The organism is Bradyrhizobium sp. ISRA464 (assembly GCF_029910095.1).
Taxonomy (GTDB): domain Bacteria; phylum Pseudomonadota; class Alphaproteobacteria; order Rhizobiales; family Xanthobacteraceae; genus Bradyrhizobium.
This window is the reverse complement of the sequence record NZ_CP094526.1, coordinates 8,296,455-8,311,914: the sequence shown is the minus strand read 5'-3', so window position 1 is coordinate 8,311,914 and position 15,460 is coordinate 8,296,455. Positions and strand designations below refer to the sequence as shown.

Below are 15,460 nucleotides of genomic sequence, written 5' to 3'. Positions count from 1 at the left end.
CCGGCGTCAGTTGGGCGACGTCTGACGCCGGTTGAACACCAGCATGAGCAGGCTGACCGTGAGCAGGATCACGCCCGCGATCATCTTCAGCTCGGCGTCGGTCGCGGTCTTCGGCAGCTGGATCGTGGGTGCCGTGGTCACGACCGGCATCGGCCGCTTCAGCGCCGCAAGTTGTACCTTGCCATCGCCCGCGTCGGCGCGGCGTTCGGTCGGAGCCAATGGTGCACGCGGACGCTCGCCGAACACCTTGGCGAAGTCCCAGCCGGCGGGCAGGTTGAGCGGCAGCTCGGCGAGCTTCAGCGGTTCGCCCTCGGGACGGCTCGGCGTCTTGTCGACTGCGACGAGGCTGGTGAGCCGCGTGACGAGCTGATGCGCCAGCGCCAGCGCCAGGATCGTCTTGTCCGCGTCCTCAGGGCTCACCTGGCGCGTGGTCCGCGCGACCTCGGCATCCGCGATCTTGCGGCGCGCCCACAGCTTCGAGAGGCCCTTGCCTTCGGCGGCATTCGCGAGCGGCAGCGTCACGCTCCACGGGCGGTCGCCGATGCGGCCCTTGATCTCGATCGAGCCGGCGAGCTTATCGAGCTTGGCGGCAAGCACCAGCGGTTCGTCACGATAGACGTCCGGGATCGCCGACGGCGTCAGATCGGCGGTCGCCTCGGAGAATTTTGCGGACAGGTTGGTCACCGCCGGATTCTCCAGCTTGGCGAACAGGCTGCGCATGCGCTCCTCGACCTGCTCGACCGAACCGATATGGGTGAAGGCGCCGCGGCCGAGCTCGGCGGCGCGCGTCATCAGATAGGTGTTGGGCGCCGAGCCGATGCCGACCATGAAGACCCGCGAGCGTCCGCGCAGCGCACTGACTGTCTCGAACAATTGCTGCTCGTTGCCGACAGCGCCGTCGGTCAGGAACACGACCTGGCGGACATAGCTGGCGTCGTCACGGTTGGTGTCGGAAAGCGCCGCGCGCATCGCCGGCAACATCTCGGTGCCGCCGCGGGCCTGCAGAGCGCTGACGAACGACGTCGCATTGGCGATGTTGCCGCTCGTTGCGGCCACCGGCGTCGGAAACAGCACGTCCATGGTGTCGTCGAAGCGGATCACGTTGAAGCGATCGGTCGGCTGCAGGCGGCCGAGCGCGTACAGCAGGCTTGCCTTGGCCTGGATGATCGAGGTGCCGCCCATCGAGCCGGAGTTGTCGATCACGAAGATCACTTCGCGCGACAGCGGCTTCTCGCTCGCCTGCTCGACCGAGGGCGGGGTGACGAAGGCCAGCAGGTAGTCGGAATTGCCGACATGCTCGCGGAACAATCCGACCGACGGCGCCTTTTCGGCGGCCGGTTTCCAGGTCAGCTCGAAGTCGCGATCCGCCGGCACCGGGCCTTCTGCCAGTTTGATGATGCGCGTGGTGCTGTCGGGGCTCTCGATGTTGACCTTGTGAAAGTGGCTCTTCACCTCGTCGAGCGCGAAGCCGGCTTGCAGGTGCACCGTGATGTTGGTCGGATTGATCGGGGCATTGTCGGCGGGGTCGAGCACCGGCGGCGAGATGCGGTCGCGATCCGGGACCGGATCGGTGGCAGTCGTGCCCCAGCCGCTGCCATCGGCACGGAGGTCGACGCTCTGCACCACCAGCTGCGGATTGTAGCGCGGGCCGACCACCATCGGCACCCGCAGCGAGAACTCGTTGCCGTTCTGCTGCACCGGCTCCTGATATTCGATCTGCACCAGCACGGTCTCGCCGGGACCGATATTGGCGACCGAGTTGGTGAAGATGTTCGGCCGCTCCTGTTCGGTGAGCGCGGCCTTCTGGCCGCTCGAGCGAGCCTGTTCGTAGATGGCGCGGGCCTGTGCCGCTCCTTGATGTCGCCGACCACGACGTGGTTGCCGACCACCATCTTTAGCGTGTCGACGGCGCTGCCGGCCGGCAGCGGATAGACATAGGTCGCCTCCATCCAGCTTTGTGTCGGGTTGCGGAAGAGCTGGGTAACGCGGGCGCGCACCGTCGGGCCCGACACCGTGAGATCGACATCGATGCCGAGCCGCGCCGCGTCCGCATAGCCGTCGTCGGTCTTGAGCAGCAGCGAGCCGGAGCGTGCGTCGGCCGGCCGCAACGCGGCCTGCTGTGGCTGCTCCGCCGACCACACCGGATCGAAGCTCAGGAAAAGCGCCGTAAAGCCGATCACCAGCGCGGCCACGCCTTCCACCAGGAAGAACAGCAGGATGCGCATCCTGCGCGACAGCCGCATCCGCTGGCTGCTCTCACTTACATCGCAAATCGTCATTTTCATCACTCCGAGCGAGGTTTTCGCTGCCTCGCAATCATGGAGAACGGGGGCTCTGGCGCGAGCAGAATGATCGGTAATGATTGGCCGCGGTTCGGCGCGGTCCGCCGATGGCCGCGGCGGGTTCGTGCGGTTTTGTGATGGATTGTCCGGTCTGCTAGACTGCGCAAATCGATAAGGGAATCGCGCAAGGGGCTTCGATGCCGACGCCGGACAAGCAGCTTTCCGCCGAGCAGAGCCGGCAGGTGGCGGAGACCATTCGCGAGGAAATCGCGCGCCGCCGCATCTCGCGGCAGACGCTGGCCGAGGAGGCGAAGCTCAGCCTCTCCACGCTGGAAAAGGTGCTCGGCGGTCGCCGCCCGTTCACGCTCGCGACCACCGTGCGGCTCGAACAGGCGCTCGGCGTGTCCCTGCGCAAGCTGCCGGAGGCCGCGCTCCCGCCCCCCGCGGTCGAAGCGAACGGCGAGATCGCGCCGGATGCGTTGGGGGCTTATGCGCGTCGCGCCGTCACCTGGATCGAAGGAATCTACATCACGCTGCGCCCGTCATTCGGCGAGAAGGACGCAGTCTACGCCTATCGCACGGAAATTGTCTGGGACGCCGCGGCGTCATCGCTGGCTTTCCGCGAGGGCGAGCGCCTCGACGCCACCTACACGCAGTTCGGCGAGGTCGCCGTCCCCAATCAGTCGGGCTTCGTCTATCTGGTCACCAACCGGCATGGACAGCATCGCCTGATCACGGTGTCGCGTCCGCGCATCACCGGCGAGATGTACGGCATCATCACGACATTGCTCGCCGGCCGCGGCTCGCTGCTGACGCCGATCGCGGCGCCGATCGCGTTCCTGCCGGCGAAGAACGTGCCCAATCCGAGCGTCGGCCGGGTGTCGGCCGGCGATCCGAATTACGACGTCTATCGCGAGCATTTGCGCCGGACGATCGACGAGCCGTTTGCGATCTTCCTGTCTGGATAGAGTATCAGGCCGAGTGACGTCGGAGGAAGCGAGGCTATGCCGGCCGTGGGCTCGGCGGTGCGACGATCCCGGCGAGCAGCACGGCCAGAATGCCGGTCAGAAAAATGCCGTCGAACGTGCCGGCTCCGCCGATCGAGGCGATCGGCGCACCGAGGCTGCCTATCTTGTCGAGGTTCAAGAGATCGGCGCCGAGCAGCGTTCCCATCGAGCCGCCAATATAGGCGAGGGGGGCTGCGTATTCGCGGGACAGCAGCAAGGCGAGGATTGCGGTCGCGATGACGGGAACGAACACGGGAACGGCGATTCCCATTCCCTGCACCGGCGTGGCGCTGACATGCACAATGAAGGCGATGACGGCGGTGGCGATCGCGGCCCTGAGCCAGAGCTGATAGCGAAGGACGAGGTAGGTGGACATCACGGTGGGAATCACCGCGCCGCCGACATTCACGGCGAGGATCGTGCTGGGCGACACCACGAAGGGCACGACATAGCGCATGCCGAAAAAGTCGACGATCTCACCGGATCGCACCGGCGGGCCGGACAGCACCGTGATCGGAATGTTGAAATAGCTGCCGATCAACGAGCCGAACAGCAGCAACAACGCGACCCCCGGACCGACGCCGAGGCGCATATAGGCGTATCTCAGGATGCGAAGCTGGATCAGGATCACCAGCGCCACGGCCAGCAACACCAGGATCGAAAAGAATCCCGGCGTCAGCGGCAAATACTGAACGTTCGAATCCATCGGTATGACCGTTTGGTTTCGGCCCTACCCTGTTAGTTGGGAGTTTCGGGGAGCGATCACAAGGACGTCCATCACGCCGCGATCGCCTAGAGATGATGCGATTGGGTGATGGCGGACGCGAAGGAGAGGCGCTCCCTCTCCGCTTGCGGGGGAGGGTTGGGGTGGGGGTGGCTCCACGATCGACACCCTCTGTGGGAGGGAGCCCCCACCCGGATCGCATCTATCGATGCGATCCGACCTCCCCCGCAAGCGGGAGAGGTGCACCGAGTTCGTCTCACCGGTCTCGTGAGATCCGTCCTAGCCGCCGGTCTCCGCGCTGATGATGTCGCCGAACAGCTCCCACTGACCGTTCTTGAACCGCATCATCTTGAGCTGCTCGATCGGGGCGAAGTCGGTCGCGCTGGTGTTGACCCGGATGCCGGGGATCAGCGTGTCGGGCGTGAAGTCCTTCAGGCTCGCCGCCTGCTTCATCACGTTCTCCCGGGTGAGATTGTCGCCGCACTGCTTCAGCACCTGCACCATGGTCTGCGCCGCGGCGTAGCCGTAGACTAGGTTGGCGTCAGAGATGTTGGCGCCCGGCATGTACTTCTCGATGAAGGCCATGAACTTCTTCATGCCCGCATCATCCTTCCATTGCGGGTCGGAGGCGTCCTTCAGGTAGCCGGCCGACAGCACGCCTTCACCAGCCTCGAGACCGGCGGGCTTCATCACAGCGCCGATCGAGATCGAGACGTCGGTCATCACCTGCATTGGCTTCCACTGGAGTTCGGCGATCTTCTTGATCGCCTGCGCCGCGAATTTCGGCGTCGAGATGTTGACGAACACGTCGGCGCCGGTGTCCTTCAGCTTGACGATGTGCGAATCGATCGACGGTTCGGTGGTCTCATAGCTTTCTTCCGCGATAATCTTGGCAGACGACTTGTCGAGGACCTCCTTGAGGCCGGCCAGGTAGTCCTTGCCGAAATCGTCGTTGGCATAGAAGATCGCGACCTTGGCGTTCGGCTTGGCCTGCAAAATATATTTCGCAAAGATCCGCGCCTCGACGCGATAGCTCGGCTGGAAGCCCATCGTCCACGGGAATTCCTTCGGATCATTCCACTTGCTGGCGCCGGTGGCGAGGAAGAGTTGCGGCACCTTCTTGGCGTTCTGATACTTCTGCACCGCGGTCTGGGTCGGCGTGCCCAGCGCGTTGAACACCAGGAACACCTCGTCGCTTTCGATCAGCTTGCGGATCTGCTCCACCGTTTTCGGCGGCGAGTAGCCGTCGTCATAGGAGATCCAGTTGATCTTGCGGCCATTGATGCCGCCGGCATCGTTGATCATCTTGAAATAGGCTTCCTCGGTCTTGCCGATGATGCCGTAGGCGGAAGCCGGACCGCTATAGGCCTCGACATTGCCGATCTTGATTTCGGTGTCGGAGACGCCGGTGTCGTATTTCTTTTGTGCGAAAGCGGCCTGGGTAGAGAGCAGGCAGAGCGCCGTGGCGGCCGCGAGCAGCGACAGTTTCTTGGTTGTCATAAAGGCATTTTCCTCGATCTATTTTGGTTGGGGACTTACGCAACACACCCGTAGCCGGTCCCGGCAGACGGTTACGGGGCAGCTCCTTGTCTCGGCATGAACAGGAAAACGCTACACACGTTTGCGGGATCATGCCGCAGTATCGGTCGGCTTCGGCAGGTTGAACTGCTGCCGGAGCGTGGGCTTATGAATTTTGCCTGTCGCATTCCGCGGCAGAGCGTCGATGAATTCGATCAGGCGCGGGCATTTGAACCGCGCCAGATTGGCCTGACAATGCGCGTGAACCTCGGCCGGTGTCAGCGAGTGACCGGGCTTCACGACAATGATCGCCATCCCGACCTCGCCCCATTGCTCATTCGGGATGCCGATCACCGCGGCTTCGGCGACGGCCGCCAATTGATGCAGCACGCTCTCGACCTCGGCCGGATAAACGTTCTCGCCGCCGGAGATGTACATGTCCTTCCAGCGATCGACGATGTAGTAGAAGCCGTCCTCGTCCATCCGCGTCGCATCGCCGGTGTGCAGCCAGCCGTCGGTGAAGGAGGAGGCGTTGGCGTCCGGCCTGTTCCAGTAGCCCGGCGTGACGTTAGGGCCCCGCACCCAGAGCTCGCCAAGCTCGCCGACATCGGCATCGCTGCCGTCGGGACGCACGATCCGCACTTCGGTATGCAGCAGCGGTTTGCCGGACGAGCCGGCCTTGCGCGCGGCGTCCTCGCGGTCGAGCGTCAGCACCGCCGGTGAAGTCTCGGTCATGCCGTAGCCCTGCTGCAGCGCGACGCCGCGGGCTTCCCAGGTCTTCAGCAGCGGCACCGGCATCGGCGCGCCGCCGACGCCGCCGTTGATCAGACGGCTGAAGTCCGAAGTCGCGAAGGCCGGATGCTGCGCCATGAACTGATAGATCGAGGGCACGCCGAAGAACACGTTGATGCCCTGGGTGGGATCGCTGATCAGCCTGAGCGCCTCGCCCGGATCGAACGTGCGCATGATCAGCACGGTGCCGCCGGCATGCAGCACCGGGTTGGTGTAGCAATTCAGCCCGCCGGTGTGGAACAGCGGCAGCACCGTGAGCAGCACCGAGGACGGTGAGATATAGGCCGGGCCGCCGAGATTGACGCAATTCCAGAACGTCATCCCGTGCGTGATGATCGCGCCCTTGGGCTGACCGGTCGTGCCCGAGGTGTACATGATGGTCGAGATGTCATCGAGCATCACCTCTTCGGTCCGCTCGAGCGGTCTGGCCGACGCGATCCCGGCCTCATACGATCCGCCCGGTCCGAACCGCATCATGGACGCCACATTGCAGAGCTTGGCGACCGCGAGCGCCGTGTCGGCGAGATCGTCGTCGTGGATCATCACCTTGGGTGAGGCGTCGCCTGTGATGTAACGCAGCTCGGGAACGGTGAGGCGGGTGTTGAGCGGCAGGAAGATTGCGCCGATCCGGAAGCAGGCGAACTGCACTTCCAGCGTATCCGTGGTGTTCAGCGCGAGCACCGCGACGCGGTCGCCGCTGCCGACCTTGAGGCTGTCGCGCAGATGGCTGGCCAGGCGCGAGACGCGCGCGTCGAGCTCCGCATAGCTGAAGCGGCGCCCGCTGGCGAGATCGACGATCGCGATCTTGTCCGGCGTGCGCCGGCAATGATGCGCGATCCAGTCGTAGTAACGAACCGGCACGTTTCCCTCCTCCTGGAACGGCAGTCTTGCGCCGCCTGTTCCTGGCCCAATCGATGGCATGGATCAGCAGTGGAGGGGGCCTATCGGGATACTGTCTTGCGTTTAGTGGCTGGGAACAGCCAGCCTGGACCCCGGTCGCCTCTGGACAGCCACTCGACGCAAGTTAGCGATGAGAAATCCGGACATCGTCGGATGCGGGAATCAACGGAGCGAGGCGGATGGCAAACCCGTTCTACACCAGCGAGCATGAGGCCTTTCGCGAGGTGATGCGCCGCTTTGTGGCGAAGGAGATCGAGCCCTTCGCCCATCAATGGGACGAGGCGGGCGAGTTTCCACGCGAGCTCTATGTGAAGGCGTCCGAGATCGGGCTGCTCGGCCTCGGCTTCCCCGAGGAATATGGCGGGATCGCCGCCGACCAGTTCATGAAGATCGTGGCCTCGCAGGAGCTGGCGCGTGCCGGCGCCGGCGGCATTAGCGCGAGCCTGATGAGCCACACCATCGGCTCGCCGCCGATCGCGCGCGCCGCGCGGCCCGAGGTGAAGGCACGCGTGCTGCCGGAGGTGCTGTCGGGCCGGAAGATCTCCGCGCTCGCGATCACCGAGCCGAGCGGCGGCTCCGATGTCGCCAACCTGCGCACCAGGGCGCGGCGCGACGGCGATCATTACATCGTCAGCGGCGAGAAGACCTTCATCACCTCCGGCATGCGCGCCGACTATCTGACGGTCGCGGTGCGCACCGGCGGCGAGGGCGCCGGCGGCGTCAGCCTGCTGCTGATTGAGGGCGATACGCCCGGCCTCTCCCGCACCAAGCTGAAGAAGATGGGTTGGTGGGCCTCCGACACCGCAACCCTTCATTTCGACGAATGCCGCGTGCCGGTCGAGAACCTGATCGGCGAGGAGGGGCAGGGCTTCAAGATCATCATGCAGAACTTCAACAGCGAGCGGATGGGCATGGCGGCGGGCTGCACGGCCTATGCCCGCGTCTGCGTCGACGAGGCGATCGCCTACGCCAAGGAGCGCAAGACCTTCGGCAAGCCGATCGCGCTGCATCAGGTCATCAGACACAAGATCGTCGACATGGCGCAGAGGGTCGCGGCCTCGCAGGCGATGCTGGAAATGCTGGCGTGGCGGCTCGGCCAGGGCGAAAGCCCGGTCGCGGAGATCTGCATGATGAAGAATCAGGCGACGCAGACCATGGCTTACTGCGCCTCCGAGGCGGTGCAGATCTTCGGCGGCGCCGGCTTCATGCGCGGCGTCAAGGTCGAGCGCATCTACCGCGAGGTCAAGGTCAACGCCATCGGCGGGGGTACCGAAGAGATCATGAAGGATCTTGCGAGCCGGCAGATGGGGCTCTGAACGAAGCTGGAGGGGTTGTGGTCGAGTTGGACGACGGCTGCGATCCCTCCCCCTGAAAGGGGGAGGGCAGGGTGGGGGTCAAGCCGCGAGTCCGACTGCCAGTTTGGCCCCCACCCGGCCCGCTCGGCGTTGCCGAGCGCGCCGACCTCCCCTTTCAGGGGGAGGTGAAAAGCGAGACGACGAGGAAACGCGAGAACACAATGCTCTTCACCGCCGACCATGACGAACCCCGCCGTGCCCTGCAAAAATTCATCGCGGCCGAGATCAACCCCTATGTCGACGAGTGGGAGCAGGCCGGTATCTTTCCGGCGCATGAGCTGTTCAAGAAGCTCGGCGATCTCGGCTTCCTCGGCCTCAACAAGCCGGTCGAGTTCGGCGGCCAGGGGCTGGATTATTCCTACGCGCTGATGATGGCCGAAGAGCTCGGCGCCATCACCTGCGGCGGCGTGCCGATGGCGATCGGGGTGCAGACCGACATGGCAACGCCGGCGCTGGCGCGGTTCGGCTCCGACGAGGTGCGGCGCGAGTTTCTGGCTCCGGCGATAGCGGGCGACCAGGTCGCCTGCATCGGCGTCTCGGAGCCCGGCGCCGGCTCCGACGTCGCCTCGATCAAGACGCAGGCGCGCTCCGACGGCGACGATTACGTCATCAATGGCGGCAAGCTGTGGATCACCAACGGCACCCAGGCCGACTGGATCTGCCTGCTCGCCAACACCAGCGACGGCCAGGTCCATCGCAACAAGTCGCTGATCTGCGTGCCGATGAAGACGAAGGGCGTGCAGGTCGCGCGCAAGCTCGACAAGCTCGGCATGCGCTCCTCCGACACCGCGCAGATTTTCTTCGACAATGTCCGGGTGCCCAAGCGCAACCGGATCGGCGAAGAGGGCCAGGGCTTCACCTATCAGATGATCCAGTTTCAGGAGGAGCGGCTGTGGGGCGCGGCGGCCTGCCTGAAGGCGCACGAGTTCATCATCAACGCAACGATCGACTACACCCGCAACCGCAGGGCGTTCGGCGGCTCGATCCTCGACAACCAGGTGGTGCACTTCAAGCTCGCGGAGATGCAGACCGAGGTCGAACTCCTGCGTTCGCTGATCTATCGTGCCGGCGAGGCGCTGGTTAAGGGCGAGGACGTGACACGGCTCGCGACCATGGCCAAACTGAAGGCCGGCCGGCTCGGCCGCGAGCTCACCGACGCCTGCCTGCAATATTGGGGCGGCATGGGGTTCACCAACGAGACGCCGGTCAGCCGCGCCTATCGCGACAGCCGCCTCACCTCGATCGGCGGTGGCGCCGACGAGGTGATGCTCATGGTCTTATGCAAGATGATGGGTACGCTGCCGGGCCAGAAGAAATAGCCGTCAGACATGATCGGCAGGCTGAACGCGCGGCCGGTCGAAGCAGGAATGGAAGCAGACATGCTCTATCAGGAAAGCCAAAAGGTCATCGCGCTGAAGCATCGCCTTCAGTCGTTCATGGATCGTCATGTCTATCCGAATGAAGCGCGATTCTATCGCGAGGCGGAGGAGCTTGGTCCGTGGAAGGTCTATCCTGTCGTCGAGGAGCTGAAGACGATCGCGAGGGACGAGGGGCTCTGGAATCTGTTCCTGCCCGAGAGCGAGCACGGCGCGGGCCTGACCAATCTCGAATACGCACCGTTGTGCGAGATCATGGGACGGTCGCACCTTGCGCCCGAGCTGTTCAATTGTTCGGCGCCCGACACCGGCAACATGGAAGTGCTGGCGCGTTATGGCACCAGGGAGCATCAGGAGCGCTGGCTCAAGCCGCTGCTCGCAGGGGAGATCAGGTCCTGCTTCGCCATGACCGAGCCGGCCGTTGCCTCGAGCGACGCCACCAATATCGAGAGCTCGATCGTGCGCGACGGCGACGACTACGTGATCAACGGCCGCAAGTGGTACACCACCAACGCCACCGATCCGCGTTGCAAAATCTGCATCTTCATGGGCAAGACCGATCCGCACAATCCGGACCGGCATCGCCAGCAGTCGATGATCCTGGTGCCGATGGATACGCCCGGCATCGAGGTGCTCCGCCCGCTTCCGGTGTTCGGGTTCTATGGCGTGCCCGACCGTGCCTCGGAAGTCGTGTTCACCAACGTACGCGTCCCCGCCAGCAACATGCTGCTCGGCGAGGGCCGCGGCTTCGAGATCGCGCAGGGGCGCCTCGGACCGGGCCGCATCCATCATTGCATGCGATTGATCGGGCTCGCCGAGCGCACTCTGGAGAAGATGTGCGTCAGGACCAGAAGCCGGGTTGCGTTCGGCAAGCCGGTCGCGGAACAGACGGTGACGCAGGAGCGGATTGCCGAATCGCGCATCATGATCGAGCAGGCGCGGCTGTTGACGCTGAACGCGGCCCACATGATGGACACCGTCGGCAACCGGGCCGCCAAGGCCGAAATCGCCATGATCAAGGTCGCGGTCCCCAACATGGCCTGCCAGGTCATCGACTGGGCCATCCAGGCGCATGGTGGCGGCGGCACCAGCAACGATTTCGGGCTCGCCGCGGCCTATGCAACGGCCCGGCTGCTTCGTCTTGCCGACGGTCCGGACGAGGTGCATCGCAACCAGATCGCGAGGCTCGAACTGCGCAAGCATAGCAATGCATGAAGCGAGTTCGTCGGCTCCGCGTCGTGGAATCCTGCAACGCGGCGCGATGACGTTGTTGCAGTCGGCTCGCGCGCGCTCCATGGTGGCGCGGCCAAAGAACATGGGAAATGCCTGATGATCACGCTGTATCACTGCGACGCTGCGCGCTCGTTCCGTCCGTTGTGGATGCTGGAGGAGCTGGGGCTTCCCTATGAGCTGAAGATGCTGCCGTTCCCGCCGCGTGTGTTCGCCAAGGAGTATCTCGGCATCAATCCGCTCGGCACCATCCCCTTTATGATCGACGGCGAGACCAGGATGACGGAGTCCTCCGGCATCTGCCATTACCTCGGCACCAAATACGGGCCGTCGCCGCTGATCGTCGGCGTCGACGAGCCGGCCTATGGCGCGTTCCTGAACTGGATGTATTTTTCCGACGCTACGCTCACCTTCCCGCAAACGCTGGTGCTCCGCTACAGCCAGCTCGAGCCGGAGGAGCGGCGCCACCCGCAGGTTTCGGGCGACTATGCAAAATGGTTCCTGGGCCGCCTGCGCGCGGTGGAGGCCGCGGCGGCGAATTCGGAATTCCTCTGCGCGGGACGCTTCACCGCCGCCGATATCACCAACGGCTATGCGCTCAGGCTCGCCACCAATATCGGGCTCGCCAAGGATTTCGGGCCGAATGTCGCGGCCTATTGGGCTCGCCTGCAGCAGCGCGACGGCTACAAGCGGGCGGTGGCGGCAGAGCAAAAAGCCGGGGTGGAACAGAATGTTGCGCCAAGGGTGCGGCCCTGATTTGGCGGGCGTCCGTCTGTCCCGGAATTAACCCACGCTTTCGGTGACAGCTTGCGAATTTGCGCTATGGTAGCCGCCGTCGCAGTGGCCAAAAGAGCCGCGCGCGGAGGAGCCTGCCATGGATGCCATTGTGCACGCAAAGGACCAAGATTCCGGCCACCGGATGCTGATCACGCCGGAACGGGTGTTTTACGCCGGGCTGCTCGGCCGCCCGCGCGAGCGCTGTCCGGGCGCGTTCTATGTTTATGTTGCGATCCGCGACGGCCTGCATTTGTCCACCAGCGATGGCCGCCAGTTCCATGGCGAGCTCGCCGTGACCATGCCAAACCTGCGCCACACCATCACCAGCGAATACCGCTCGGCGATCGCGGTGGTGATCGAGCCGGAAAGCGTGCCCGACGGCACGTTTGAGGCGGTCGCCCGCCGCCTGCAAGGCCCGGACTCCGGCCTGTTCGCAAATCGCATCCGGGCCGCCTATGCGACGCTCGCCGAGATGCAACATCGCGACGCGATCTCGAATGCCGAGTTCGACACCATGTGCTTCGGCGATGCGCTGCCGCAACGCGTGCTCGACCCGCGCGTGGTGCGCGCGATCGCCCGCATCGGCCAGTTTTCCGGCGAGCCGGTGACCGCGGCGGGTTGTGCGGCCGAGGCGGGGCTATCGCCGTCGCGCTTCCTGCACCTCTTCAAGGAGGAGACCGGCATCTCCTTCCGCTCCTTCCGCGCCTGGAAGCGCGCGCGGCATCTGCTGCACTTCGCCAACCAGGATATCAACCTCGCGCATCTCGCGCAGGACATCGGCTATCCCGACTCGACCCATTTCAGCCACTCGATCCGCCGCTTCTATGGTCTGAAGCCGCGCGCGATCTTCTCCGGCTCGCGCGATCTCGCGATCTATCGGACCGGACAGGCGGTGAACGAACCGGTGTTGACCTAGGTCTCGCGCGGCAGCTGCTTGCGTAGATCCGCCTCTCCCCTTGTGGGAGAGGCCGGATTGCATCGCAGGTGCAATCCGGGTGAGGGGTTGCGGTCCATCGAGGGACCTGAACCCCTCACCCGAATTTTCCGCTAGCGCGTAAAATCCGACCTCTCGCACAAGGGGAGAGGTGAAGAGGGCCGCCTACTCGCATTTTTCAAACCTACAAATTCGCGCCCTCGATCACCTCGCCGAACCGCAGCCATCCGTCGCCCTCGATCCGCTGCAACTGAAGTTGCCGCAGCGGGTGGTGGTTGGTCGGGCTGGTGTTGACGCGGATGCCGGGCAATAGCGTGGGCACCTCGATGTCCCTCAAGTTGTTCGCCTGCGCCATGATGTTGCTGCGGCTGAAGTTGCCCTTGCATTGCTCGAGCACGATCTTGAGCACCTGCGCCACCGTGTAGGCATAGAGGTTATAGCCTTCCTTCGGATTGCCATCGGGAAAGTACCTCGCCATGAACGCGACGAAGTCCTTCACGCCGGGGTCATTGGCCCAGGTCGGATCGGCGACGTCCTTCACATAGGCCGACGAGATCGTGCCCTGCGCCTTGTCGAAGCCGACCGGCGCGATGGTCGAGGAGATCGAGGCGGCGCCGCTGGCGATGAAGTGCATCGGCTTCCAGCCGAGTTCGTGGATCTTGCGGATCGACTGCGCGGCGAATTTCGCCGTCGTGCCCGAGATCAGCACGTCGGGACTGGCACCGCGTAAGCTGACGATCTGGGAATCGATCGTGGGATCGGTGACCTCGTGCGAGGCCGCCACGGCCAGGTTTGCGAACCGCTCGCCCAGCACGTCCTTGGTGCCGGCGACGAAATCCTTGCCCAGATCGTCGTTCTGGTAGAGCACCGCGAACTTCGCGTTCTTGTTCTGGCTCAGCGCATACTTGGCGAACACCTGCGCCTCGGTGCGCGCGCTCGGCGCAAAGCCCATGGTCCAGGGATAGGTCTTGTAGTCGCCCCATTTGTCGCCGTTCACCGACAGGAACAGATGCGGGACCTTTGCGGCGTTGATGTATTTGACGACCGCCGAATTCGGCGCGGTGCCGAGCATGTTGAACAGGAAGGCGACGTTGTCGCTCTCGATCAGCCGTCGCACCTGCTCGACCGTCTTCGCCGGGTTGAACGCGTCGTCGTAATAGATGTACTTGATCTGGCGGCCGGCGATGCCGCCTTGCTCGTTGAGCATCCTGAAATAGGCTTCCTGGCAGCGCGCCTGCACACCGAGCGCCGACACCGGGCCGCTCAGTGACGTCGTGCTGCCGATCCTGATCTCGGTCGCGGTGACGCCCGGCGTGTCGTCGGCGAAGGAGGGACGGAGACCAGTGAATGCCGTGAGGCCGGCGCCTGTCGCGCCTGCGAGCCATGTGCGCCGGTTGATCGAGACCATGACGTTCTCCCCGCGATGCCGGCGTGTCGCGCCGGGCTTTTGCTCGCGGCAAAGTTAACGCGCTGCGTTGCTTTCCGTCTTGTGTTGACCGGCTGGCGACGTGTCGCCGCATCAGAGCATCGGGGTAGCCAGTCAACGCAAGATGGCGCCGAGACAAATTTCTCATCATGGGAAAATCAGCAGCGCTAGTGCGCTGCAACCTGGACAAAGCGACATCATGAGCGACAAGGCCGTCATCACCTGCGCGCTGAACGGCGTGCTTACCGATCCCAAGCAGCACAACGTTCCGGTGACGCCGGAAGAGATGGCGCGCGAGGCCAAGGCCGCGTTCAACGCCGGCGCCAGCATCATGCACATCCATCTGCGCCAGCAGGAGTCGAACAAAGGCCACCTGCCGTCGTGGGAGGTTGGTGTCAGCAAGGAGATCCAGCAGGCGATTCGTGAGGCCTGCCCCGGCGTGATCATCAATCACACCACCGGCACCTCGGGCCCAAACTATCAGGGTGCGCTCAACTGCGTGCGCGAGACGCGGCCCGAGATCGCCGCCTGCAACGCCGGCTCACTGAACTATCTGAAGGTGAAGGCCGACAACACCTGGGCCTGGCCGCCGATGATGTTCGACAACGCGGTCGAGAAGGTGCAGGATTATCTCGCTGTGATGAACGAGGTCGGCACGATCCCCGAATTCGAGTGCTTCGATGTCGGCATCGTGCGCTGCGTCGGCATGTACCGGCAGACCGGCATGTATTCCGGCCCGCTCGAATACAACTTCGTAATGGGCGTTGCCTCCGGCATGCCGGCCGATCCCGAGCTCTTGCCGATCCTCTTGAAGCTGAAGGCGCCGGAAGCGCATTGGCAGGTCACCGCGATCGGCCGTGCCGAGATCTGGCCGCTGCACCAGCGCGCGGCCGATCTGGGCGGTCATCTGCGCAGCGGGCTGGAGGACACGTTCTATCTCGGCGACGGCACCAAGGTGACGTCGAACGGGCAACTCGTCGAGGCGCTCGCGGCCTGTGCGAAGCGCGCGGGACGCCAGATTGCGAGCCCGGCTGAAGCGCGGCAGATTTTCGGGGTCAGGCACTAGCTCGGCGCATCGCGAGTGGGCCCGAAAGTACCGCGAACTCGATCAACCTCTCCCCTTGTGGGAGAGGTCGGCA

General features: G+C 64.4%; 11 protein-coding genes and 1 pseudogene. 7 read left to right on the top strand and 5 right to left on the bottom strand.

Going from position 1 to position 15,460, the window contains the following annotated elements; translation table 11 throughout:
- Positions 1-6: 6 nt before the first annotated feature.
- Positions 7-2,279 (bottom strand): annotated as a pseudogene (locus MTX19_RS38520) (marine proteobacterial sortase target protein).
- A gap of 200 nt (positions 2,280-2,479) precedes the next feature.
- Between MTX19_RS38520 and MTX19_RS38515 the strand changes: the two are divergent.
- Complete coding sequence (locus MTX19_RS38515; RefSeq protein WP_280981821.1) at positions 2,480-3,250, top strand: helix-turn-helix transcriptional regulator; 771 nt, start codon at positions 2,480-2,482, stop codon at positions 3,248-3,250.
- A gap of 34 nt (positions 3,251-3,284) precedes the next feature.
- Here MTX19_RS38515 and MTX19_RS38510 read toward each other — a convergent pair whose 3' ends face one another.
- From MTX19_RS38510 to MTX19_RS38500, 3 genes are all read right to left on the bottom strand, one after another.
- Positions 3,285-3,995: a DUF1614 domain-containing protein gene (locus MTX19_RS38510; protein WP_280981820.1), complete on the bottom strand. Its 711-nt coding sequence runs from the start codon at positions 3,993-3,995 to the stop codon at positions 3,285-3,287.
- Between the two features lie 297 nt (positions 3,996-4,292).
- Complete coding sequence (locus MTX19_RS38505) at positions 4,293-5,513, bottom strand: ABC transporter substrate-binding protein (RefSeq protein WP_280981819.1); 1,221 nt, start codon at positions 5,511-5,513, stop codon at positions 4,293-4,295.
- A 129-nt stretch (positions 5,514-5,642) separates the two neighbouring features.
- On the bottom strand, positions 5,643-7,184 hold the full coding sequence (locus tag MTX19_RS38500; protein WP_280981818.1) for a long-chain fatty acid--CoA ligase: 1,542 nt from the start codon (positions 7,182-7,184) through the stop codon (positions 5,643-5,645).
- 218 nt (positions 7,185-7,402) lie between these two features.
- Between MTX19_RS38500 and MTX19_RS38495 the strand changes: the two genes are divergently transcribed.
- The 5 genes from MTX19_RS38495 to MTX19_RS38475 all read left to right on the top strand — a co-directional run bounded on the left by MTX19_RS38495 (position 7,403) and on the right by MTX19_RS38475 (position 12,877).
- Entirely contained in the window at positions 7,403-8,539 is a 1,137-nt protein-coding gene (locus MTX19_RS38495; protein ID WP_280981817.1) for an acyl-CoA dehydrogenase family protein, read from the top strand.
- 200 nt (positions 8,540-8,739) lie between these two features.
- On the top strand, positions 8,740-9,897 hold the full coding sequence (locus tag MTX19_RS38490) for an acyl-CoA dehydrogenase family protein (protein ID WP_280981816.1): 1,158 nt from the start codon (positions 8,740-8,742) through the stop codon (positions 9,895-9,897).
- 60 nt (positions 9,898-9,957) lie between these two features.
- On the top strand, positions 9,958-11,169 hold the full coding sequence (locus MTX19_RS38485) for an acyl-CoA dehydrogenase family protein (RefSeq protein ID WP_280985761.1): 1,212 nt from the start codon (positions 9,958-9,960) through the stop codon (positions 11,167-11,169).
- A 114-nt stretch (positions 11,170-11,283) separates the two neighbouring features.
- Positions 11,284-11,940: a glutathione S-transferase family protein gene (locus tag MTX19_RS38480; RefSeq protein ID WP_280981814.1), complete on the top strand. Its 657-nt coding sequence runs from the start codon at positions 11,284-11,286 to the stop codon at positions 11,938-11,940.
- 118 nt (positions 11,941-12,058) lie between these two features.
- Positions 12,059-12,877 carry a helix-turn-helix domain-containing protein gene (locus MTX19_RS38475; RefSeq protein WP_280981813.1) on the top strand — a complete coding sequence of 273 codons (819 nt, stop codon included), beginning with the start codon at positions 12,059-12,061 and terminating at the stop codon, positions 12,875-12,877.
- Between the two features lie 202 nt (positions 12,878-13,079).
- Here the strand turns inward: MTX19_RS38475 and MTX19_RS38470 are convergent, their stop codons facing one another.
- Positions 13,080-14,303, bottom strand: a complete 1,224-nt coding sequence (locus MTX19_RS38470; RefSeq protein ID WP_280981812.1) for an ABC transporter substrate-binding protein — start codon at positions 14,301-14,303, stop codon at positions 13,080-13,082.
- Between the two features lie 217 nt (positions 14,304-14,520).
- On the opposite strand from MTX19_RS38470, the gene MTX19_RS38465 reads away from it, so the two are divergent.
- Positions 14,521-15,387, top strand: a complete 867-nt coding sequence (locus MTX19_RS38465; protein WP_280981811.1) for a 3-keto-5-aminohexanoate cleavage protein — start codon at positions 14,521-14,523, stop codon at positions 15,385-15,387.
- Positions 15,388-15,460 lie beyond the last annotated feature (73 nt).